This window comes from Streptomyces sp. NPDC060000 (genome assembly GCF_042737375.1).
Classification (GTDB): Bacteria; Actinomycetota; Actinomycetes; order Streptomycetales; family Streptomycetaceae; genus Streptomyces.
In genome coordinates, this window is record NZ_JBHWUU010000022.1 from 80,634 (window position 1) to 100,717 (window position 20,084).

The 20,084-nt window shown below is 72.0% G+C and carries 18 protein-coding genes and 2 tRNA genes; 11 read left to right on the forward strand and 9 right to left on the reverse strand.

From position 1 onward, the window contains the following. Positions 1 to 49 precede the first annotated feature (49 nt). The 3 genes from ACFWBB_RS14455 to ACFWBB_RS14465 all read left to right on the forward strand — a co-directional run bounded on the left by ACFWBB_RS14455 (position 50) and on the right by ACFWBB_RS14465 (position 2,241). Complete coding sequence (locus tag ACFWBB_RS14455; RefSeq protein WP_385270794.1) at positions 50 to 829, forward strand: HAD-IIA family hydrolase; 780 nt, start codon at positions 50 to 52, stop codon at positions 827 to 829. A 104-nt stretch (positions 830 to 933) separates the two neighbouring features. Then, the gene (locus tag ACFWBB_RS14460) at positions 934 to 1,578 is read left to right on the forward strand and encodes a hypothetical protein (protein WP_385270797.1); all 645 of its coding nucleotides are present in this window, start codon (positions 934 to 936) and stop codon (positions 1,576 to 1,578) included. Between the two features lie 3 nt (positions 1,579 to 1,581). Continuing rightward, complete coding sequence (locus ACFWBB_RS14465; RefSeq protein WP_385270800.1) at positions 1,582 to 2,241, forward strand: class F sortase; 660 nt, start codon at positions 1,582 to 1,584, stop codon at positions 2,239 to 2,241. Between the two features lie 236 nt (positions 2,242 to 2,477). Here the strand turns inward: ACFWBB_RS14465 and ACFWBB_RS14470 are convergent. Next, positions 2,478 to 2,551: transfer RNA gene (locus ACFWBB_RS14470), tRNA-Lys, on the reverse strand. Between the two features lie 194 nt (positions 2,552 to 2,745). On the opposite strand from ACFWBB_RS14470, the gene ACFWBB_RS14475 reads away from it, so the two are divergent. From ACFWBB_RS14475 to ACFWBB_RS14495, 5 genes are all read left to right on the forward strand, one after another. Next, positions 2,746 to 4,188 (forward strand): peptidoglycan-binding protein, encoded by a 1,443-nt coding sequence (locus tag ACFWBB_RS14475; RefSeq protein WP_385270803.1) that lies wholly within the window; start codon positions 2,746 to 2,748, stop codon positions 4,186 to 4,188. A gap of 136 nt (positions 4,189 to 4,324) precedes the next feature. Beyond that, complete coding sequence (locus ACFWBB_RS14480; RefSeq protein ID WP_385270806.1) at positions 4,325 to 5,434, forward strand: SPFH domain-containing protein; 1,110 nt, start codon at positions 4,325 to 4,327, stop codon at positions 5,432 to 5,434. A 100-nt stretch (positions 5,435 to 5,534) separates the two neighbouring features. Next, positions 5,535 to 6,140 (forward strand): lytic polysaccharide monooxygenase, encoded by a 606-nt coding sequence (locus ACFWBB_RS14485; protein WP_385270809.1) that lies wholly within the window; start codon positions 5,535 to 5,537, stop codon positions 6,138 to 6,140. Positions 6,141 to 6,245: 105 nt separating this feature from the next. Then, positions 6,246 to 6,704, forward strand: a complete 459-nt coding sequence (locus ACFWBB_RS14490; protein WP_385270812.1) for a DUF3592 domain-containing protein — start codon at positions 6,246 to 6,248, stop codon at positions 6,702 to 6,704. A 40-nt stretch (positions 6,705 to 6,744) separates the two neighbouring features. Then, positions 6,745 to 8,463, forward strand: coding sequence for an AMP-binding protein (locus ACFWBB_RS14495; protein ID WP_385270815.1), 1,719 nt, complete (start codon positions 6,745 to 6,747; stop codon positions 8,461 to 8,463). Here the strand turns inward: ACFWBB_RS14495 and ACFWBB_RS14500 are convergent. The 7 genes from ACFWBB_RS14500 to ACFWBB_RS14530 form a co-directional block, all read right to left on the reverse strand. After that, positions 8,429 to 8,502 (reverse strand) — tRNA-Lys (locus ACFWBB_RS14500). The two genes, ACFWBB_RS14495 and ACFWBB_RS14500, sit on opposite strands and share 35 nt — an antisense overlap. A 113-nt stretch (positions 8,503 to 8,615) precedes the next feature. Next, complete coding sequence (locus ACFWBB_RS14505) at positions 8,616 to 9,368, reverse strand: IclR family transcriptional regulator (RefSeq protein WP_385270818.1); 753 nt, start codon at positions 9,366 to 9,368, stop codon at positions 8,616 to 8,618. A 337-nt stretch (positions 9,369 to 9,705) separates the two neighbouring features. Beyond that, a complete protein-coding gene (ehuA, locus tag ACFWBB_RS14510) occupies positions 9,706 to 10,485 on the reverse strand; it encodes an ectoine/hydroxyectoine ABC transporter ATP-binding protein EhuA (RefSeq protein WP_385270821.1) in 780 nt (259 codons plus the stop codon). Next, positions 10,475 to 11,125 (reverse strand): ectoine/hydroxyectoine ABC transporter permease subunit EhuD, encoded by a 651-nt coding sequence (gene ehuD / locus ACFWBB_RS14515; RefSeq protein WP_385270824.1) that lies wholly within the window; start codon positions 11,123 to 11,125, stop codon positions 10,475 to 10,477. Before ehuD ends, ehuA begins: the two co-directional genes overlap by 11 nt. After that, entirely contained in the window at positions 11,122 to 11,766 is a 645-nt protein-coding gene (gene ehuC, locus ACFWBB_RS14520; RefSeq protein WP_385270827.1) for an ectoine/hydroxyectoine ABC transporter permease subunit EhuC, read from the reverse strand. Before ehuC ends, ehuD begins: the two co-directional genes overlap by 4 nt. Further along, a complete protein-coding gene (gene ehuB, locus ACFWBB_RS14525) occupies positions 11,763 to 12,674 on the reverse strand; it encodes an ectoine/hydroxyectoine ABC transporter substrate-binding protein EhuB (protein WP_385270830.1) in 912 nt (303 codons plus the stop codon). The genes ehuC and ehuB overlap by 4 nt, the downstream gene beginning before the upstream one ends. A gap of 112 nt (positions 12,675 to 12,786) precedes the next feature. Further along, positions 12,787 to 13,749 (reverse strand): D-2-hydroxyacid dehydrogenase, encoded by a 963-nt coding sequence (locus tag ACFWBB_RS14530; RefSeq protein WP_385270833.1) that lies wholly within the window; start codon positions 13,747 to 13,749, stop codon positions 12,787 to 12,789. 380 nt (positions 13,750 to 14,129) lie between these two features. Between ACFWBB_RS14530 and ACFWBB_RS14535 the strand changes: the two genes are divergently transcribed. Continuing rightward, complete coding sequence (locus tag ACFWBB_RS14535; RefSeq protein ID WP_385270836.1) at positions 14,130 to 14,861, forward strand: aspartate/glutamate racemase family protein; 732 nt, start codon at positions 14,130 to 14,132, stop codon at positions 14,859 to 14,861. 561 nt (positions 14,862 to 15,422) lie between these two features. Beyond that, positions 15,423 to 16,544, forward strand: a complete 1,122-nt coding sequence (locus tag ACFWBB_RS14540; RefSeq protein ID WP_385270839.1) for an LLM class flavin-dependent oxidoreductase — start codon at positions 15,423 to 15,425, stop codon at positions 16,542 to 16,544. Here the strand turns inward: ACFWBB_RS14540 and ACFWBB_RS14545 are convergent. After that, positions 16,523 to 18,370: a putative bifunctional diguanylate cyclase/phosphodiesterase gene (locus ACFWBB_RS14545; RefSeq protein ID WP_385270842.1), complete on the reverse strand. Its 1,848-nt coding sequence runs from the start codon at positions 18,368 to 18,370 to the stop codon at positions 16,523 to 16,525. The two genes, ACFWBB_RS14540 and ACFWBB_RS14545, sit on opposite strands and share 22 nt — an antisense overlap. Before the next feature lie 292 nt (positions 18,371 to 18,662). Here ACFWBB_RS14545 and ACFWBB_RS14550 point away from each other — a divergent pair, with 292 nt between their 5' ends. After that, complete coding sequence (locus tag ACFWBB_RS14550; RefSeq protein ID WP_385270844.1) at positions 18,663 to 19,976, forward strand: M6 family metalloprotease domain-containing protein; 1,314 nt, start codon at positions 18,663 to 18,665, stop codon at positions 19,974 to 19,976. Positions 19,977 to 20,084 lie beyond the last annotated feature (108 nt).

A 20,084-nucleotide genomic window follows, 5' to 3' on the forward strand; every position in this document is an offset into this window, starting at 1 on the left:
GTAAAGGCGCGGCCACCGCGTACTCGCGCACGGCAGGGAGATCCCGCACATGGCAGACCGCAAGCCCATCGAGTCGTGGCTCACCGACATGGACGGTGTGCTCATCCACGAGGGCGTACCGATCCCCGGCGCCGACGCCTTCCTGAAGAGGCTGCGCGACTCGGGCAAGCCGTTCCTGGTCCTCACCAACAACTCGATCTACACCCCGCGCGACCTGCACGCCCGGCTGCGGCGGATGGGCCTGGAGGTACCGATCGAGAACATCTGGACCTCCGCGATGGCCACCGCCCAATTCCTGGACGACCAGCGGCCCGAGGGCACGGCGTACGTCATCGGCGAGGCCGGACTGACCACCGCGCTGCACGACATCGGCTACATCCTCACCGACCACGAGCCCGACTACGTCGTCCTCGGCGAGACCCGCACCTACTCGTTCGAGGCGATGACCAAGGCCGTCCGGCTCATCAACGACGGCGCCCGCTTCATCTGCACCAACCCGGACGAGACCGGCCCCTCCGCCGAGGGCGCGCTGCCGGCCACCGGGGCCGTCGCCGCGCTGATCACCAAGGCGACCGGCAAGAACCCGTACTTCGCGGGCAAGCCGAATCCGCTGATGATGCGCACCGGGCTGAACGCCATCGGCGCGCACTCCGAGAGCAGCGCGATGATCGGCGACCGCATGGACACCGACGTCCTCGCCGGCATGGAGGCCGGCATGCAGACGTTCCTGGTGCTCACCGGTCTGACCCGGCCCGAGCAGGTCGAGAACTTCCCGTACCGCCCGTCGCGGATCGTGGACTCCATCGCGGATCTCGTCGACCGGATCTGAAACCCGTAACACGGCGTGAGCCACTCGTACGGAGCAGTGATACCCCGCCCGAGGATGCGCTTCGGGTCCTGGCGGGGGAGTCTCCAATCAGCTGGAGGTTCACGATGGGTTCACTGAAAATCACTCTCTGTGCGGGTGTCGCGGTCGTCGCCGCGGTGCTCATCCCGACGGCGTACGCCTCGGGTGAAGGCAGCGGAAACGGGCGCGGCAGCGTGTCGGTCACCCCGTCGACGCCCGCACCCGGCGACGAGGTCACGCTCGAGGTCAGCGGCTGCGGCGGCAGAACGGCCACCGCGGCCTCGGCCGCCTTCGTCGCGGACGCGCAGCTGGTCGGCGCTGGTGGCGCGGGCGGCACGCTCGTCGGCGACACCCGGGTCCGCTCCTCGATCGGAGCGGGCACCTACGACGTGCAGATCACCTGCGTCGACTTCAAGGTGAAGGGCCGGATCAAGGTCGTCACGTCGAGATCCGCCGAGTCGTCCCCGCAGTCCCCGCAGTCCCCGCGGTCGCCGCGGTCGGCGGAGCCGTTCGGGCCCGTCACGCCCGCCATGCCTGCCTCTCCCGTCGCACCGGTCCACGCGGGCGGCGGCGGCACCGCCCCGCTCGACCCGCTCACCGCCGCGGACGAGGCGCAGGTGGACGGCCATGGCCCCGGTACCGCGCAGGCGGTCGTCGGGCTGGTGCTCGCGGGTGTCGCCGCGGCCGCCGTCCTGTTCCGCGGTGTGCACCGGAGACGCAGGGCGGAATGAGCGATGTCCGACCGCGAACGCTCTTCCGGCCGTCTCCTCACCGGCCTGGCCTGGGCGGTGCTGCTGCTCGGACTGTGGCTGTGGGGGCGCCAGGTGACCGACGTACGGCACGGCATATCCGCCCCGGCCACGGGTGACATGGCCGCGGTGGGGCGGCCGCCGGATGCCGAACTCCCACCCGCCGTCAAGCCGTTGGGGCAGGCGCTGCCGCAGCGCATCGACATCCCCGACCTGGGCGTGCAGGCCCCGGTCGTCGCCCGCGGGCTGGACACCGAGGGGGGCATCGACCCGCCGCCCTTCGACCAGGCGGGTGTCGTCGGCTGGTACGCCGCCGGTGCGAAACCCGGCGCCCGGGGCACCGCCCTGCTGGTCGGGCACGTCGACACCGAGACCAGGCCCGCCGTCTTCTACAAGCTCAGCACACTCAAGCCGGGCGAGACGGTACGGGTGGTCCGCGACGACGGGAAGGTCGCGGAGTTCACCGTCGACGACGTCGAGGTGATCCGGCGCGACCGCTTCGACGCGCGGCAGGCCTACGGCCCCCGTCAGGCGGACCGCGCAGAACTCCGCCTGATCACCTGCGGCGGCACCTTCGACCGGGTGAGCGGCGGCTACACGGCCAACGTGATCGTGTCGGCGTATCTGACGGGCACGGGCGGCTGACCTGACGTCACCTGGCACGGTCGACGGCCCGCTCCCCCGGAACCGCCGACCGGGCCGGTCCTCGACCGCGCGCGCCCGGGCAGCGGGAGTAACCCGGCGACCGGCGCGGGGGGCTGTGAGGTCCACCTACCCCGCGCACGGGGGTGCCGACCGCATTCCTGTGCTCCCGTGGGCGACTGGCGGGTGTGCGAATACGACGAAGGCCCCTCGCTTTCGCGAAGGGCCTTCGGTGTCTGTGCGCCGCCAGGGACTCGAACCCCGGACCCGCTGATTAAGAGTCAGCTGCTCTAACCAACTGAGCTAGCGGCGCCTGCTGACGTCATAACTCTACAGGACCCCCGGGGGTGCCCAGGACCACCCGCCCCCGGGGATGTCGGGCCACTGGGCCGGGCGGGTGTCGCGTACATCATTCGGACCGTCAGCATGCGAGTCGGGAAGACAGTTGAGAAACTGGCGAACGTGCACAGTCGCGGACATTTCCAGCTGGAGTGTGAGGGGAATCGCATGGGCTCTCCGGTATTCGAGGAATTCGATCCCGGGAGCGACTGCGACTGCCCCGGATGCGTATCGCGGCGGCGGGCGGGATCGAATTCCGCGCCCGCCCCGTTCGGCGGCCGTCCGGCCGCCCACCGCGTCCTGGTCGTCGCCACGGCGGCGGCCGCGGCGCTCGGGGCCGCCCACGCGGTGCCCGCCTTCGCCGCCCCGCGGGCCCCCGACCGGCCCGGCGTTCCCGCGGATGACGAACCCGCGACCCCCCAGGGCGGCAAGGCGCCGCTGCATGGACCGGCGGGGCAGCCGGCCCGGCCGGGGGGACTGACGGGACCGGTCAAAACGCCCCCGACGACCCGGGCGGACATCATCCGACGGGCCAGGGAATGGGTTTCGGCAGAGGTGCCCTACAGCATGAACACCTACTGGTACGACGGTTACCGGCAGGACTGCTCGGGCTTCGTCTCCATGGCCTGGAACCTGCCCGGGAACGAGTGGACGGGCAGTCTGCACCAGTACGGGAAGCGGATTACCAAGGAGGATCTCCAGCCCGGCGACATTCTGCTGTTCCACAATCCGACCGACCCCGAGAAAGGCTCGCACGTCGTTATTTTCGGCGGCTGGACGGACTACACGCACAGCTACTACATCGTCTACGAGCAGACCCGCCCGACCACCCGCCGACAGGCCACTCCCTACGCCTACTGGAGCCATTCCGACCGCTACGTCCCTTACCGGTACAAGGGCCTGACCACCGCGGCCACGCCAGGCTCCGGGGTGCAGGTCGCCATCGGCACGGGTGACGGCGGCGGCGACAGGCCCGGCGCCGCGGGCGCCGCGACGACGCCGTTCCCGGGGCGGCCGGCTTTCGGGCCCGGCGCGAACAACGCGTACGTCACCCAGCTCGGGCGGCGCCTCGTCGAACGGGGCGGCGCACGCTTCTACGCCTCGGGCCCGGGCCCGAGGTGGTCGGCGTCCGACGGCTGGGCCACCGTGGCTTTCCAGCAGGCCCAGGGCTGGCGCGGCGCCGACGCCGACGGCATCCCCGGCCCGAAGACCTGGGCCCTCCTGGCCACGGGCGGGGGCAGAAACATCGACCCGGGCTGGTCCCCGGCAACCGGCACCGGCGGCGGGACCGGCACCGGTTCGGTCAGCGGTGCCGGGACGGGGGCCGGGACCGGGGCGGCCGGCTCGCCCGGCGTGCCCACCCGGCCACGCGTTCCCGCGTACCCCGGCCGGGGCATGTTCCGGCCCGGTGCGCAGAACGCGCATGTCACCCAGTTGGGGAGGCGGCTGGTCGAGAAGGGGTTCGGCAAGTACTACACGACGGGTCCCGGACCGCGTTGGGGCGAGGCGGACCGGCGAGGGGTCGAGGCCTTCCAGCGCGCCCAGGGCTGGCGCGGCGGCGCGGCGGACGGCCACCCGGGCCCGGAGACCTGGCGGCGCCTCTTCTCGTAGACCCGCTCGGGGAGAGGCCGCAGCCCGGTCGGGGCTCGCCCCGGAGGGCAACGACCCCCGTGGCCCGCCCGGGCCCGCTCCTTCCCCTGATCCCACCCACTGTCATGGCGTATCTGGCGCGGAGGCTGAGGCACGCATGAACACGACCACTTCACCGACACCCGAGTCCGAGGGCCCGTCCAGGCCCACCCGGCTCATCCAGAACGAGCAGACCACCGAGATCCCCGTCCATCTGCTGTTCCGCGACGACCCCGAGCCACGGCCCGTGCCGCTCGGGCCCGCCGTGGTGGGCAGCCGCGCCGGCACCGGGGAACAGCCGAGGCTGCGCCGCCCGACACCGGCCAAGCCCCGACCGGTGGCGCAGGTCGACCCGGACCTGGTGGAGCGGTCGGCCCGGGTACTGCCCGGTGCGGTGGGCGTGTTCGCCGGCTTCTGCGGAGCGGCTGGCTGTGTGGCCGCCTCGTGGTGGGCCGGGGTGCTGCCACCGCACGCGGCGCAGGCGCTGCGGCTGCCGGCGTTCGCGGGGGCCGGGCTCGGTCCGGCGCAGTGGGCGGCGTACGCGGGGGCGGGCGCGCTGGGGCTGTTCGGCTTCGGCGGTCTGGCCCGGGGCCGGACCGGGCGGGCCTGGGTGCTCGGTCTGTTCGGCCGCTACCGGGGGACCGTGCGGCGCACCGGCCTGCTGTGGGTGAACCCGCTGCTGCTGCGCCGCCGGGTGGACGTACGGCTGCGGCACTGGCGCAGTGAGCCGATGCCCGCCGCCGACGGCAGCGGGGTCGCGCTGCGGGTGGTGGCGCTCGTGGTGTGGCGGGTGCGGGACACCGCGCGGGCCACCCTCGGGGTGGAGGACCACGAGACGTATCTGCGGGAGTGCGTCGAGGCGGCCCTCGCCCGGATCCCGGTGGAGACGCCCGGCGCGGGACGGGGTTCGGTGGAGGCGGCGGGGGAGGCGCTGACCGGGCGGGTCGCGCAGGACGCGGGCGCGATCGGCCTGGAGGTGTTCTCGGTGCGGCCCCTGCGGATCGAGTACGCCCCCGAGGTCGCCGCCGCGATGCACCGCCGCCGGATCGCCGCGCTGGACGCCCAGCACCGGGCGAGCGTGCTGACCTCGGTGGTGGACTCGGTGGAGGACACGGTGACCCGGCTGACCATGCGGGGGCTGGTGGAACTCGACGACTACGAGCGCAAGGCGCTGGTGAAGGACCTGACCGTCGCCTTCTGTTCGGGGCGCGGGGAACAGGGACCGTGATTGGTCTGGACGTGCAAAAGAATCGGCAATAATCTCGAACTTGGTCTAGACCTGCACGGCTCAGCTCAGTGAACTCCCCACGTTCTCCAGGAGCGGCAGCATGCGCGAAAAGACCAAGTGGTACGCCGCCGCGCTCGGGCTCACCACGGCGGGAGCCTTTGTGCTCACCGCCGGGGGCGCGAGCGGACACGGCTACACCGACCTTCCCGTCAGCCGGCAGAAGCTCTGCCAGAACGGCACCGTCACCAACTGCGGCGACATCCAGTGGGAGCCGCAGAGCGTCGAGGGCCCCAAGGGCTTCCCGGCGTCCGGGGCGGCAGACGGACGGATCTGTTCCGCGAACAACACCCGTTTCGCCCAGCTCGACAGCCCGAAGACCCCGTCGGGCGGGGCCTGGCCGGCCACCAAGGTGAACGGCGGTCAGAGCTACACCTTCCGCTGGCAGTTCACCGCCATGCACGCCACGACCGACTTCACGTACTACGTCACCAGGCAGGGCTGGAACCAGAGCCACAACCTGGCCCGCTCCGACCTCGACCTCACCCCGTTCCTGACCGTGCCCTACGGCGGTCAGCGGCCCCCGTCCACCCTCTCGCACAGCGGCACGCTGCCGTCCGGGCTCAGCGGACGTCACATGATCGTCGCGGTGTGGACGATCGCCGACACGGCCAACGCGTTCTACGCCTGCTCCGACGTCACGTTCTGAACGTCCGGCGTTCTGAGCATCGCTTGAGCTCCCCCGGGCCCGCGCGCGGGTACGTTCCCTGCACGCCGACACGACCAGGTCGGCGCCGGGACATCGGGGGAGCCCATGGAAACGTTCTTCTACATCGTGCCGTCGGTCATGATGGCCGGCCTGCTGTTGGGTGTGTCGAGGCTGGTCCGCCGCTCCCGGCGGATCGCCCGGGCCTGGAGCGGTGGTCTCACCGCGGAGGCGTGCTGTCTGCGGACGTACACGACGGCCGACGGCGGCGACACCATGGTCGGCACGACCCTGCACCACGTCTACGAGTTCACCACCCGTGAGGGCCGGGCCGTCCGCTTCGAGGAGGCGAACGGCCCGGGAACGACCCTCGAGGGCGACATCGTCACCGTCCACTACGCGGCCGGCCATCCCGAGGAGGCCACGGCCAAGGCCCCCGCCCGCGGCCGGCTCCTCGCCGAGTCGGGGTGCCTGCTGCTCTTCCTCGGCGCGGGCATCGCCTTCTGTGTCTTCTTCATGGTCACCGCCCACTGGATGTTCGGCGAGGCCGACGGCTTCATGCCGTAGCCCTCCACATCTGACGGCGTGTCAACTACCGTGCTCCGCCATGGAGTCCGTCGCCGAACTCGTAGCGGACCGGTGGGGCGACCACCGGCCCGGGCTGTGGTGCCAGAACCCCGTGAACCCCGTGAACCCCGTGAAGTCCGGGGATGTCGTCCTCACCCATCACGAGGTCGCCGCCGGTGCCGCCGCCCGGGCGGCGCTGCTGGCCGACCTGCTGCCGCCGGACGGGCCGCCGCATGTCGGGGTCCTGCTGGACAACACCCCGGAGTTCCCGCTCTGGCTGTCGGCCGCCGCCCTCGCCGGCGCGGCCGTCGCAGGGATCAACCCCACCCGGCGAGGCCCCGAGCTGGCCCGGGACATCCTGCACACCGAGTGCCGGCTGCTGGTCACCGAGCACACCCACCTCCCCCTCCTCGGGGGCCTCGACCTGCCCGGGGTCCGGCTGCTGATCACCGCTACCCCGGAGTACGACGACCTCCTCGCCCCGTACGCGAACGCCCGCCCCGACCCCTCCCGGGCCACCCCCGCCGACCGGCTCCTCCTCTACTTCACCTCCGGCTCCACCGGTGCCCCGAAGGCCGCGATCTGCACCCAGGGCCGGCTGGCCGCCGCCGGCCGCTCCCTGGCCGGGCAGTTCTCCGTCCGCCGGGACGACGTGCACTACGTCTGCATGCCGATGTTCCACGGCAACGCGGTGATCGCCGACTGGGCGCCCGCGCTGACGGCCGGGGCCGGGGTCGCGCTGCGGCGGCGGTTCTCGGCGTCCGGGTTCCTGGCGGACGTACGGCGCTACCGGGCGACGTACTTCACCTACGTGGGCCGGGCGATCCAGTACGTCCTGGCCACCGAGCCGCGCCCCGACGACCGGGACCACACGCTGCGGCTCGGCTTCGGCACCGAGGCGGGCGCGGTGGACGCGGCCGCCTTCGAGCGGAGGTTCGGGGTGCGGCTGGTGGAGGGGTACGGCTCCTCGGAGGGCGGGGCGGCCGTGCAGTGGTCGCCGGGGACACCGGCGGGAGCGGTCGGGCGGGCGCGGCCCGGTCTCGTCGTCCTCGACCAGGAGACGCGCGCCGAGTGTCCGCCGGCCGAACTCGACCCGGCGGGACGGCTGCTGAACGGCGAGGAGGCGATAGGGGAGCTGGTCAACCGCGGCCCGAACCCCTTCGAGGGCTACTGGCGCAACCCGGCCGCGGAGGCGGAGCGGCGCCGCGAGGACGGTGCGTACTGGACCGGCGACCTCTTCTACCGCGACCGCGACGGCTTCCTCTACTTCGCGGGCCGCACCGACGACCGGCTCCGCGTGGACGGCGAGAACCTGGCCGCCGCGATGATCGAGAACATCCTCGCCCGGTACGAGGGAGCGGCCGCCGTGGCCGTCTACGCGGTGCCGGATCCGGTGACCGGGGACCAGGTGATGGCCGCGCTGGCCGGGCCCTTCGATCCCCTCGGGTTCGCCGAGTTCCTCCTCGCCCAGCCCGATCTGGGGACGAAGATGGCGCCCCGGTTCGTGCGGGTGCTGGAGCGGATGCCCGTCACTGCCACGAACAAGATCCACCGGGCGCGGCTGCGGCGGGAGGGGGTCCACTGCGCCGATCCGGTGTGGTGGCGGCCGCCGGGAAAGGCGACGTACCGGAGGCTGACGACGGCGGACGCCGAAAAACTGGGGAGCGGGGAGACCGGGGGGAACGCCGAAGGGCCCCTCGTCTTCACGAAGGGCCCTTCATCGGTGCGCCGCCAGGGACTCGAACCCCGGACCCGCTGATTAAGAGTCAGCTGCTCTAACCAACTGAGCTAGCGGCGCATGACTCCCGCCCTCCGCCTCAGGCGGTTGACGACGGAGAAAATACTACCCGGTCCGCGGGGGTGCTCCGGACCACTGCGGAGCACCTGCCGGGCCACCCCCGCGGACGCGCCTCAGATCGCGAGTGACAGCAGGACCGGCGCCGCGTTCCTGTTCAGGGTCTCGGCGGCCTGGCGGAGCCGGTGGGCGTGTTCGACGGGCAGGGAGAGGGCCAGACAGCCCGCCGTGGCGCCGGCGGTGATCGGGACGGCCGCGCAGACCGTGCCGATCGCGTACTCCTGGAGGTCGAGCATCGGGACCGTGGGCGGCTGTGCCTCCAGCCGGGAGAGCAGCAGCTTGTCGCTGGTGATGGTGCGCGAGGTGAGCCGGGCCATCTTGTGCCGGGAGAGGTGGTCGCGCCGGCCGTTGTGGTCGAGCTGGCCGAGCAGGCTCTTGCCGAGCGCGGTGGCGTGGGCGGAGGAGCGGAAGTCGACCCATTCGTTGACGGACGGCGTGGCGGGGCCGTCGGCGTACTGGGTGATCGTGACCTCGCCGTCGACGTACCGGCTGATGTAGACGGCGGCGCCGACGCAGTCGCGGAGCCGGTCGAGGGTGTGCTGGAGCTGGTCGCGCAGGGCCTGTTCGCGCAGGTGCGCGGACGCGAGGCGGGTCAGGGCGTCTCCCGTGACGTACGCCCCGTCGGCCATCTGCTCGACGTAGCCCTCGCGGCGCAGCATGCGCAGGAGCGTGGTCAGCCGCTCCGCGGTGAGGCCGGTCTGGCGGGCGAGTTCGATGTCGGTGACACCGGTGGAGTGCCGCGCCACCGTCTCCAGGACGCGCAACGCTTCCTGGGCCGAGTGGTACGGCGCGGTCGGCTCGACCCTCATGACGGCTCACCTCGCATCGTGGTGCAGGGCGCGAGCAGGTTCGGCCGGGGGTCCGGGGGCCGCCCCCCCGGAATAGCACAGCAGCGCCACGGTTCCCCCCTGGTCGCTTCATGGCCGTGATCCCTGATCCTGGCAGTGAATCACCTCCACGATAACGGCCAAGGGGGCGGGGCGGAGAGGTTGTTGACGAGAATGTGTTGCAGCTTCGGTCCCCTCAACTGCGGCGCTGACACGCTGGCATATGCCAAAGTCATGCCCCGTCGCCGAGAGCTGGGGTCTTGGACGCATTCACCCCCTGAAGCCCGGCCGGCTGCCGGGCCCGAAGCCGGGAAAGTTCCTACAGCACCGCGCTCAGGAACTCCCGCGTGCGTTCCTGCTCGGGCGAGCCGAAGATCTGCTCCGGCGGCCCCGCCTCGATGACCCGGCCCGCGTCGAACATCAGGACCTGGTCGGAGATGTCCCGGGCGAAGTTCATCTCGTGCGTCACACAGAGCATCGTGATGTCGGTGGAGCGGGCGATGTCCCTGAGGACGTCGAGGACGCCCGCGACCAGCTCGGGGTCGAGCGCCGAGGTGACCTCGTCGAGGAGCAGGATCTGCGGCCGCATCGCCAGCGCCCGGGCGATCGCGACCCGCTGCTGCTGTCCGCCCGACAGCCGGGACGGCTTCGCGTCGCACTTGTCGGCCAGACCCACCAGGTCCAGCAGCTCGCGCGCCCGCGCCTCCGCCTCGTCCTTGGACAGACCGAGCACGGTCACCGGGGCCTCGGTGAGGTTTCTGAGCACGCTCATGTTCGGGAACAGGTTGAACTGCTGGAACACCATCCCGATCTTCTTGCGGACCTCGCGGACCTGCTTCTCCGGCGCCGGGAACAGATGCTGCCCGTCGACGGTGATGATGCCCTCGTCGGGCTTGGTCAGGGTCATCAGCAGCCGCAGGATCGTGGTCTTGCCGGAACCCGAGGGGCCGATGAGGGTGACGTGCTTGCCGGGCTCCACGGAGAAGTCCAGATGGTCGAGGACGGTGTTGTCCCCGAACCGCTTGGTGACCCCTTCCAGCCTTATCAGCTCGGCGCTCTTCGGGGTGTCGGACGGCTGCTTGAGAGTTTCAACGGACAAGGCGTCGCTCCAGGGTGCGCAGAAGGAGGGAGGCGAGATAGGAGATGACGATGAAGGCCACGCCGATCACCGTGAGGGGCTCGGTGAACTGGAAGTGCTCCTGGGAGAAGAGCCGGGCCCGGCCGAGCATCTCCAGCACGGTGATCGCCATCAGCATCGGCGTGTCCTTGAGCATCGAGATGACGTAGTTGCCGAGCGCGGGCACGACCCGGCGGACCGCCTGCGGAAGGATCACCGCACGCCAGGTCCGGGTCCTCGGCAGGTTCAGCGCGGTCGCCGCCTCCCACTGGCCGACCGGCACCGCCTCGATACCGGCCCGGTAGACCTGCATCGTGTACGTCGAGTAGTGCAACCCGATCGCGACCACCCCGGTGGCCATCGCCGACAGGGTCAGTCCCCATTCGGGCAGCACGTAGAAGAGGAAGAACAGCTGCACCAGCAGCGGGGTGTCCCGCACGAACTCGGTCACGATCCCGACCGGCCACTGCACCCACCGCGTGGGGGTCCGCATCAGCAGCGCCCACACCAGACCCAGCGTGAACGAGATCAGCGAGCCCAGGACCAGCGCCTGGAGGGTGACGAGCAGTCCGTCCCAGAACAGCGGCATGAAGTCGCGGACGGCATCCCAGTCCCAGTTCATCGCACACCCGCCTTCAGATGGTTCTCGAGCCCTCGCATCACCCGGGTGAGCAGGAACGCGATCACGAAGTAGATGAGCAGCACGTACGTGTAGATCTCCGCGCTCTCCTGGAGCGCGAGGCGGACCAGGTTGCCGCTGAAGGCCAGGTCGCCCATGCCCATGACGGACACCAGGGCCGTGCCCTTGAGCAGCTCGACGAGGAGGTTGGAGAACGGCGGGATCATCTCCGGCACCGCCTGCGGCAGCAGGATCTTGCGCATCCGCTGCCCGGGCGTGAAGCCGAGCGCGATCCCGCCCTCCCGCTGCGCCGGGTCGACGGCCCGGAGCCCGCCGCGCACGATCTCCGCGCCGTAAGCGCCGTAGGTCAGGCCGAGCGCGAGTGTGCCCGCCCACATGGGCACCAGCTGCCAGCCGAACGCGGGCGGCAGCACGAAGAACACCCAGAAGATCATGACGAGGGCCGAGGTCCCGCGGAACACCTCGGTGTAGAAGCCCGCGAGGAAGCGGACGATCCACAGCCGGTGCGTACGCGCGATCCCGACGAGGAAGGAGACGGCGGCACCCAGCAGAGCGCTGAACACCAGCAGTTGAACGGTCGCCCAGATCCCCCTGAGGACGAGTTCCCAGAGTCCCGATGTCATCCGCCGCACAGCTCCTTCGCGGTCAGGTCGGTCATCTCGGCCCTGGTGAACCCGAAGGGCCGGAGGATCCGGAACAGCTCGCCGCTCTTCTTCAGCTTCCGCAGCTCGACGTTGAAGGCGTCCCGCAGCTTCGTCTCGGTCGGCCGGAACGCGAAAGCGCCCCCGTCGACATGCGGCTTGCCGCCGACGAGCGGGGCGAACGGCTTGGTCGCCTCGGCCTTGGCGGACTTCTTCACGACCTCACGGGCGGTGAGCGCGGTACCGGCGAAGACGTCGACCCGCCCCGCCTCGACGGCGTTCAGCCCGGCGACCTGGTCCGGCACGATCAGGATGTCGTCCTGCTCGTACCCCGCCTCGACGGCGTACTGGATCTCCGCGTACCCGGTCCCGGTGGCGAACCTCGCGCCCTTCTCCACCACGTCCCGGTAGGTGTGCAACCCCTTCGGGTTCCCCTTACGGACGATGAACGCATCCAGCATCTGATAGTCCGGGTCGGCGAATATCACCTGCTCGCAGCGGTCGGGATTGATGTACATCCCGGCGGCCACGACATCGAACTGCTGGGAACCGAGCCCCGGGATGAGCGACCCGAACTCGGTGGGCACGGGCTGCACCTTGTCGACCCCGAGGCGCTTGAACACCGCCTTCGCCAACTCGGGTGCCTCACCCGTCAACCGACCGTCCCTGTCGATGTATCCGAAGGGGATCTCACCGGCTATGCCGAGCCGCACGACACCCTGTGCGCGGAGTCTGTCCAGCAGGTCGCCGCCGGGCGCGGTCGACGCCGTCGCCACCCGTGAGCAGCCCGCGGCGCCCAGCGTGCCGAGCGCCGCCACCCCCGCGAGCAGCGATCGGCGTGTGGTTCCGGTCGTGTGTGTGCGATGACTGAATCTGGTCGGTGGAGCCATGGCGGCGCGGCTACCCAGGACGATTCGACGTATGCGCCGCGGATCGCGGGCTGCACACGACCACCCCGAGGCCTCCCCGACGTGGGGGCGAGGGGCTTCTCGGGCGGGTACCTCAGTGTCCGGGCACGTATCCGCGCTGCTTGTCGACCACGTTCTTCAGCGGCCGGCCCACCGCCCAGCGCTCGAACAGGTCCACGAACTGCGCGCCGAGTTCGTCCCGCCAACCGACCGTGTCGCCGCTCATGTGGGGCGAGATCAGCAGCCCCGGGACCCGCCACAGCGGGCTGTCCGAGGGGAGGGGCTCGGTGGTGAGGACGTCGAGGGCGGCGCCCGCGATCCACCGCCGTTCCAGGGCCCGCACCAGCGCGTCCTCGTCGACCAGCGGCCCGCGGCCGACGTTCACGAAGCGGGCGGAGGGCTGCATCACACCGAACCGCCGGGTGTCGAACATGCCGTACGTCTGCGCGGTGAGCGGGGCCGCGGCGATCACCCAGTCCGCGCGGGCGAGGAGCCGGTCCAAGTCCTGGGGGCCGTGGATGCCGGTGCGCGGGACGCGGCCGACGACGGCAGCGGTCATCCCGAGCGCCTTCAGCGTGCGGGCGACCGCCCGCCCGATCGGCCCGGACCCGACGACGACGGCCCGGGTGCCGGCCACCCGCCCGCCCTCCCGGTGCCGCCACTCGCCCCGCCGCTGGAGCTCCCAGCTCCGCGGCAGATCCTTGGCCATCGCCAGGACCAGTGCGGCGACGTACTCGGCGATCGGCTCGTCGAAGATCCCGCGCGCGTTCGTCACCACCGTGTCCGAGGCGGTGAGCTCGGGACACAGCAGGTGGTCCACGCCCGCGCTCGCCGTGTGCACCCAGCCGGGCCGTGGTCCCTCGCCGGGCCAGGCGGCGCGCACCGCGTGCGAGGTGAAGTCCCAGACCAGCAGGACGTCCGCCTCCGGCAGCCGCGCGGCGAGGGAGGCCTCGTCGGTGTGCAGCACCCGGACCCGCCCGGTGAGGCGGCCGAGCCGGGGGAGGGGGTCGGCGTCGAGCACGAGGAGTGTGGGCAGAGCTGCGGGGACGACGGCCATCCGGTGCCCCCTACGTCCGTGGACAGGTGCCTGACGTGCGCGGATCGACCACGTTCGCACCCGAACCCACCGCCGTCAACAGCCCGTTCGTGCGGCACGTCGCGCGTCCTGCCCCTGCCGGCGCCGGCGCTCGCCGGGGAGGCACCTTTCTCGGCCAACCAGGTGACCATGTGGGCGGCGTCGCGCCGACCGGGTATCCGAGCGGTGGGACCGTGACAAGCGCTGCTGCGGGGTACCTCCCGCGCCCTTCGGGCACGCGGGAGAGCCTTCGGCGCGCGTGTGGCCCCCGGGCTGCCGGACACCCGGGTACTTCGGGAACCCCCCGTACCGCAGGAACCCCCGGTCCTGCCGGAAGAAGAGCAGCAGCAGGAAGGCTGGACATGACCGCACTCGGTTTTCTCTACCCGGGCCACTCGGCCGAGGACGACTACCCCCGTATCGAGCAGCTCCTGGGCAGTGACGTCCGGCTGGACCTGGTCCACACGGACGTCGGAGAGGACGCCCACCGGGTCGACGTACTGCGGCAGATGGGCGCGCCCGAGCGGCTGATGAAGGGCGTCGAGCAGCTGCGGCTGGCCGGCGCCGAGGCGATCGTCTGGGCCTGCACCAGCGGCGGCTTCGTGCACGGCTGGGCGGGCGCCCAGGAGCAGGTGCGCTCGCTGGCCACGACCGCCGGCATGGCGGCCTCCTCCACCTCCTTCGCCTTCGTGCACGCGGCCCAGGAGATCGGCGCCGGGCGGGTCGCCGTCGCCGCGACGTACCCCGACGACGTGGCCGGGCTGTTCGGCGAGTTCCTTCGGGCGGGCGGCGTGGAGGTGACCGGCGTCCACAGCGCCGGGACCGGCACGGCGGTCGAGGTCGGCCTCTGGGGGGAGGCGGAGGTGTTCGCCCTCGCCCGGGCGGCCGACGCGCCCGACGCCGAGGCGGTCCTGCTCCCCGACACCGCCCTGCACACGGCCGCGTACCTGCCCGCCCTGGAGAAGGAACTCGGCAAGCCGGTCCTCACCGCCAACCAGGTCACGGTGTGGGAGGCCCTGCGCCTCACCGACCGCCGGGTGAACGCCCCGGGTCTCGGCGCACTGTTCACCAGGGAACCGATCGTGCAGGTCTGATCGGCCGGCCGATCCCGCTTGCCCGACGGGGGCAGCCGGGATGACCGGGTCGGCCGCGCCGACGGGCCTGCGAGATGGCCGCGCTGTCGGCCCAGCCGAGATGGCCGCGCTGCTGGGTCGGCCGTGACGGTCGTGCTGGCGGGCCTGCCGTGACCGTCGCGTCGGCGGGCCTGCCGTGACCGTCGCGCTGGCGGGGTCGGCTGTGACGGTCGCGTCGGCGGGCCGGCCGTGACGGTCGTGCTGGCGGGGTCGCCGACAGGGCCGCGTCGGCGGGTCGGCTGAGAGGGCCGCGTCGGCGGGTCGGCCGAGAAGGTTTGGCGTCGGCGGGCCAGCCGAGATGGCCGCGCTGCCGGGGTCGGCTGTGACGGTCGCGTCGGCGGGTCGGCCGTGACGGTCGTGCTGGCGGGCCCGCCGACAGGGCCGCGTCGGCGGGTCGGCCGGGGCGGACGCGCCCGCCGGGACGCCTGCGGAGGCGGGGCGCCCGAGGGGCCGGGAATAAACGGGGACACCCTCCTGTTATGGCGCCGAGGACAGCACACGGCCGACAACAGGAGGACCCCCGTGGCGGCAGACGAGACGGCGAGCGACGTGACGGCGGCGGCGGACGAGATCCGGGGCGCGGCACAGGGCAGCGCCCCGGTGCCGCTCTCCGTACTGGACCTGGTCACCGTCGGCTCCGGTCACACCGCCACCGACGCCCTGCGCACCAGCGTCGACCTCGCGCGGTTCACCGAGTCGCGCGGCTTCCACCGCTACTGGGTCGCCGAGCACCACTCGATGCCGGGTGTGGCCTCCTCCTCGCCCGCGGTGATCCTCGCCCACCTCGCCGCCCACACCGACCGCATCCGGCTCGGCTCGGGCGGCGTGATGCTGCCCAACCACGCGCCCCTCGTCATCGCGGAGCAGTTCGGCACCCTGGAGGCGCTGGCCCCGCGCCGCGTCGACCTCGGCCTCGGCCGCGCCCCGGGAACGGACGGTGCCACCGCCGCAGCCCTGCGCCGGACCGCCACCCTGCACGAGGGCGCCGACGACTTCCCCGAGCAGCTCGCCGAGCTCACCCGCTTCCTGGACGACGACTTTCCCGACGGCCACCGCTACCGCCGGATCCACGCGATCCCCGGCCCGGTCCAGGGCACGTCCCCCGGTGGAGTGCAGTCGCCGCACCGGCCGCCCGTCTGGCTGCTCGGCTCCTCCGGCTTCAGCGCCCGGCTGGCCGGCGTGCTCGGTCTGCCCTTCGCCTTCGCGCACCACTTCTCGGCGCAGAACACCGTCCCGGCCCTCGACCTGTACCGGGAGTCCTTCCGGCCCTCTGCGGTGCTCGCCGAGCCGTACGCGCTGATCGGCGTCTCCGTGCTCGCCGTCGACGACGAGCGGGAGGCCCGCCGACAGGTCCTGGCCACCGGCCTCAACATGGTCCGGCTGCGCGGCGGCCGCCCCGGTCTGTTCCCCTCCCCGGAGGAGGCGGAGGCGCACGAATTCAGCCCGCTGGAAAGGGAGTTCGTGGACTCCTGGGGCGCGAACATCATCCACGGCACGGCCGACGAGGTCCGCACCGGCCTCGACGACCTCCACAAGCGCACCGGAGCCGACGAGTTGATGCTCACCAGCCACGCCCACCGCGGTGAGCTGCGCCTGCGCTCCTACGAACTGATCGCGGACGCCTACGGGTTGCCGACGGCGTAGGTCTCGGTTCCGGACTCCGTCCCCAGCAGTTCGGAGATACGATCCGGCGACACCGGACGGGAGTACAGCCACCCCTGCCCGGTGTCGCAGCCGATACTGCGCAGCCGGGTCGCCTGCGCGGAGGTCTCCACGCACTCGGCGGTGACGGTCAGCCCCAGCCGGTGGGCGAGGTCGATCATCGCCTCGACGACGACCTGGTCGGCCGGGTTCGGCGGGGCGCCCGCGCCCTCGTACTGGAAGCCGCGTACGAAGGATCCGTCGAGCTTCAGCACCGACACCGGCAGCCGGCTCAGGTAGGCGAGGTTGGAGTAGCCGGTGCCGAAGTCGTCGATGGCGATGCCCACGCCCATGTCGCTGAGCGCCTGGAGCGCCTGGAGCGGCCGTCCGGCCGAGCCCATCACGGCCGACTCGGTGAGCTCCAGCTGGAGCAGGTGCGGCGCGAGCCCGGTCTCGGCGAGGATCTCCGCCACATCCGCCACCAGGTCGGAGTCCCACACCTGACGCACCGCCACGTTGACGCTGACGAACAGCGGTGGATCGTCCGGATTGTCCAGCTGCCACCGCCGTGCCTGCCGGCAGGCGGTGGCCAGAACCCATCGGCCGAGCGGCACGATCGAGCCGTCCTCCTCGGCCAGCGCGACGAACCGATTCGGCGACAGCAGCCCGAACCGGGGGTGGTCCCAGCGGACCAGTGCCTCCACGCCGCGCAGCCGGCCGTCCGACATGCCGACCAGCGGCTGGTAGTCGAGGCGGAACTCGCCGCCCTCGATGGCGGGGCGGAGTGTGGAGGCCAGGGCCTGCCGGGTCATCAGATGGGCGTTGCGCTCGGGGTCGAACAGCGTCCAGCGGTCCTTGCCGTCCACCTTCGCCCAGTACAGGGTTGTGTCGGCGGCCTGCATCAGACCGGTCGCCGTGGTGCCGGCCGCGTGCCGCTCCACCACCCCGATGGACGCGGAGACGTTCAGCCGGTGTCCGGCCAGGTCGAAGGGGGCCTGGAGTGCCTTGAGCACGGACTCGGCGAGGTCGGCGAGCTGCTCGGTGCCGGTGGAGTCCTCGACCAGCAGGGCGAACTCGTCGCCGCCCAGCCGGGCCACCAGCGGCACACTCGGCCGGGTCCGCCCGGCGTCCTCGGCACACTCCGTCAGCCGTTCGGCGACGGCGGCCAGCAGCCGGTCGCCGACCCGGTGGCCGAGGGTGTCGTTGACCGCCTTGAAGCCGTCCAGGTCCAGGTAGCACAGGCCGATCCGGCCGCTCCCGCTCTGCTCGTACGCCTCCGCCTCCAGTGCGGCGGACACCCGCTCGAAGAACAGGGTCCGGTTGGGCAGCCGGGTCACCGGGTCGTGCATCTGGAGGTGGCGCAGTCTCGCCTGGAGGTCACGGTGCGCGCTGACGTCGGCGACGGACAGCAGCACGCCGGGCGTGGCCTCGTCGAGGGGTGAGACGGTGACCTGCGCCCACAGCGAGCGCCCGTCGGGCTGCTTCAGGCGCCGGGTGCAGCGCAGCTTCGCCTGCCGGCCGCGCAGCACCTCGCGGTACGCGTGCCAGGTCCGGGCGTCGTTGGCCAGGTCCAGCAACTCGGCGGCGACCCGCCCGGCCAGGCCCGCGCTGCCGCCGCCGAGCAGCGCGTCGAGCGCGTCGTTGGCGTCGACGATCCGGCCCTCGCCGTCGACCACGGCCATGGCGAGGGGCGCTGCCGCGAAGACGGAACGGTAGGCCGCCGGCCGATGGACCAGGGCCCCGCTTTCCGTACTATCGATGTCACTCTCTGTGACGGCCGACCGGTCGAGGTCTGCCGCGGGCGTCGACTTTTCGGACGTTCCGCTCACCGCTCGCTCCCGCAGTGCACTCGATCGCTGTCCGTGCAGGAAAGTCTGCCGATCATAGAGGCTGCCCCCGGGCCCGCGCAGCCACTGCCCAGTGTCCCCGAACAACCCGCCTTTCTGACAGATCGTTTCTGCCCGCACCTGGCCCGGTTCTGTGGGTGGACGACCGCTTGTGACGTTCCGTGAGAATTCCGGGGGTGTCGAGGTGATGCCCGCTTTCGGGCTTCTCACTCGTCTGGGGCAGACAAACAGGGCGTAGTACGACAAATTCACACAGGCTGGGTGGCGGTGTCCCATGAACCGCCTTCCGGAGGTCCCTGTGCCGCGACTGCCGCGACGTCCGCGACTGCTCCCGCGCCCCCGACTGCGCAGTGGTGCGGCCGTGTTCACCACCCTCTCGGCGCTGGTCGCGAACTCCCTCGTCAGCGGACCCTCGGTGGCCGAGCCCTTCTCCGCCGCCCCGTGCGCCCTCGCCCGCACCGAGGCCCATCACTCGGAGGGCGTCGACACCTGGAACACCGCCTACGCCCGTCCGACCCGCTCCCTCGACGCGGTGATGGTCTTCCTGTCCTTCCCGGACTGGACCCCGATGACCTCCCCCGCCGAACTGGCCGCCGACCACTTCCCGGCGACCGACCGCTTCTTCCGGCAGGCGTCGTACGGCAGGTTCAGCCTGAACGCGCATCCGCTGAAGCGCTGGATCCGCATGCCGAAACCGTCCACCGCCTACGCCATACAGCGCGACTGGAACGCCGAGAGCCGGGCCGCCTACCTGCACGACGCGCTGGCCGCCGCCGACCCCCACGTCGACTTCTCCCGCTATGACGTCGTCTACTTCGTGGCCGACCCGGACGCGCCGGGCGTCGACTCGGACGCGACGAAGGTCGTCAACCTGGACACCCCGCTGCACGCCGACGGCACCGACATCCGCCGGGTCGTCACGGTCTTCGAGCAGCATCCCCCGGACCGCCTCGTCCTCGCCCACGAGACCGGCCACGTCTTCGACCTGCCCGACCTCTACCACCGCCCCGCCGACGGCAAGGGCGACTGGGACACCTACGTCGGCGACTGGGACCTGATGGGCAGCCAGTTCGGCCTCGCGCCGGACCTGTTCGCCTGGCACAAGTGGAAGCTGGGCTGGCTGGAACCGCGCCAGGTGATGTGCGTACGGGGTCCGGGGCCGGCCCGGCTGACCCTGGAACCGCTGAGCGCCGGACCGGGCGGCCCCGTCACCCGCGCCGCCGGGGCGCCGGCCTTCGGACTCGGCAACGGCGTCAAGCTCGCGGTGGTGCGCACCGGCCCGGACAGCGCGCTCGCCTTCGAGGCGCGGAGCCCGGTGGGCAACGACCGGGCGGCCTGCCGCAGCGGCGTCCTCGTCTACCGCGTCAGCAGCGGCGCCCGGTCCGGCCGGGGCCCGGTCGAGGTGGTCGACGCCCATCCGCGCACCGAGGCCTGCTGGGAGAACTCCGTCTATCCGCCCCTCGCGGACGCCCCGGTCGCCCTCGGTGAGAGCTTCACGGTGCCCGGCAACGGCGTACGGGTGGACGTGGAGGGGCGTACGGCGTCGGGGGAGTGGACGGTGAAGATCACGCCGGGGAAGAAGCTCTGACCGACGGTGTTTCCCGGACATGCGAAAGGTCCCCCGCTTCCGCGCGGGGCCTCTGCCGAGGGGGGTGTGGGTGGCGGAGCCCCCACGGTGCGCGGCGCGGTCGCGCAG

Bases quoted from the DNA above. Each gene is read 5' to 3' on its own strand.
- ACFWBB_RS14455 (WP_385270794.1), top strand. From the start codon at position 50: ATGGCAGACCGCAAGCCCATCGAGTCGTGGCTCACCGACATGGACGGT.
- ACFWBB_RS14460 (WP_385270797.1), top strand. From the start codon at position 934: ATGGGTTCACTGAAAATCACTCTCTGTGCGGGTGTCGCGGTCGTCGCC.
- ACFWBB_RS14465 (WP_385270800.1), top strand. From the start codon at position 1,582: ATGTCCGACCGCGAACGCTCTTCCGGCCGTCTCCTCACCGGCCTGGCC.
- ACFWBB_RS14475 (WP_385270803.1), top strand. From the start codon at position 2,746: ATGGGCTCTCCGGTATTCGAGGAATTCGATCCCGGGAGCGACTGCGAC.
- ACFWBB_RS14480 (WP_385270806.1), top strand. From the start codon at position 4,325: ATGAACACGACCACTTCACCGACACCCGAGTCCGAGGGCCCGTCCAGG.
- ACFWBB_RS14485 (WP_385270809.1), top strand. From the start codon at position 5,535: ATGCGCGAAAAGACCAAGTGGTACGCCGCCGCGCTCGGGCTCACCACG.
- ACFWBB_RS14490 (WP_385270812.1), top strand. From the start codon at position 6,246: ATGGAAACGTTCTTCTACATCGTGCCGTCGGTCATGATGGCCGGCCTG.
- ACFWBB_RS14495 (WP_385270815.1), top strand. From the start codon at position 6,745: ATGGAGTCCGTCGCCGAACTCGTAGCGGACCGGTGGGGCGACCACCGG.
- ACFWBB_RS14505 (WP_385270818.1), bottom strand. From the start codon at position 9,368: ATGAGGGTCGAGCCGACCGCGCCGTACCACTCGGCCCAGGAAGCGTTG.
- ehuD (WP_385270824.1), bottom strand. From the start codon at position 11,125: ATGAACTGGGACTGGGATGCCGTCCGCGACTTCATGCCGCTGTTCTGG.
- ehuC (WP_385270827.1), bottom strand. From the start codon at position 11,766: ATGACATCGGGACTCTGGGAACTCGTCCTCAGGGGGATCTGGGCGACC.
- ehuB (WP_385270830.1), bottom strand. From the start codon at position 12,674: ATGGCTCCACCGACCAGATTCAGTCATCGCACACACACGACCGGAACC.
- ACFWBB_RS14530 (WP_385270833.1), bottom strand. From the start codon at position 13,749: ATGGCCGTCGTCCCCGCAGCTCTGCCCACACTCCTCGTGCTCGACGCC.
- ACFWBB_RS14535 (WP_385270836.1), top strand. From the start codon at position 14,130: ATGACCGCACTCGGTTTTCTCTACCCGGGCCACTCGGCCGAGGACGAC.
- ACFWBB_RS14550 (WP_385270844.1), top strand. From the start codon at position 18,663: ATGAACCGCCTTCCGGAGGTCCCTGTGCCGCGACTGCCGCGACGTCCG.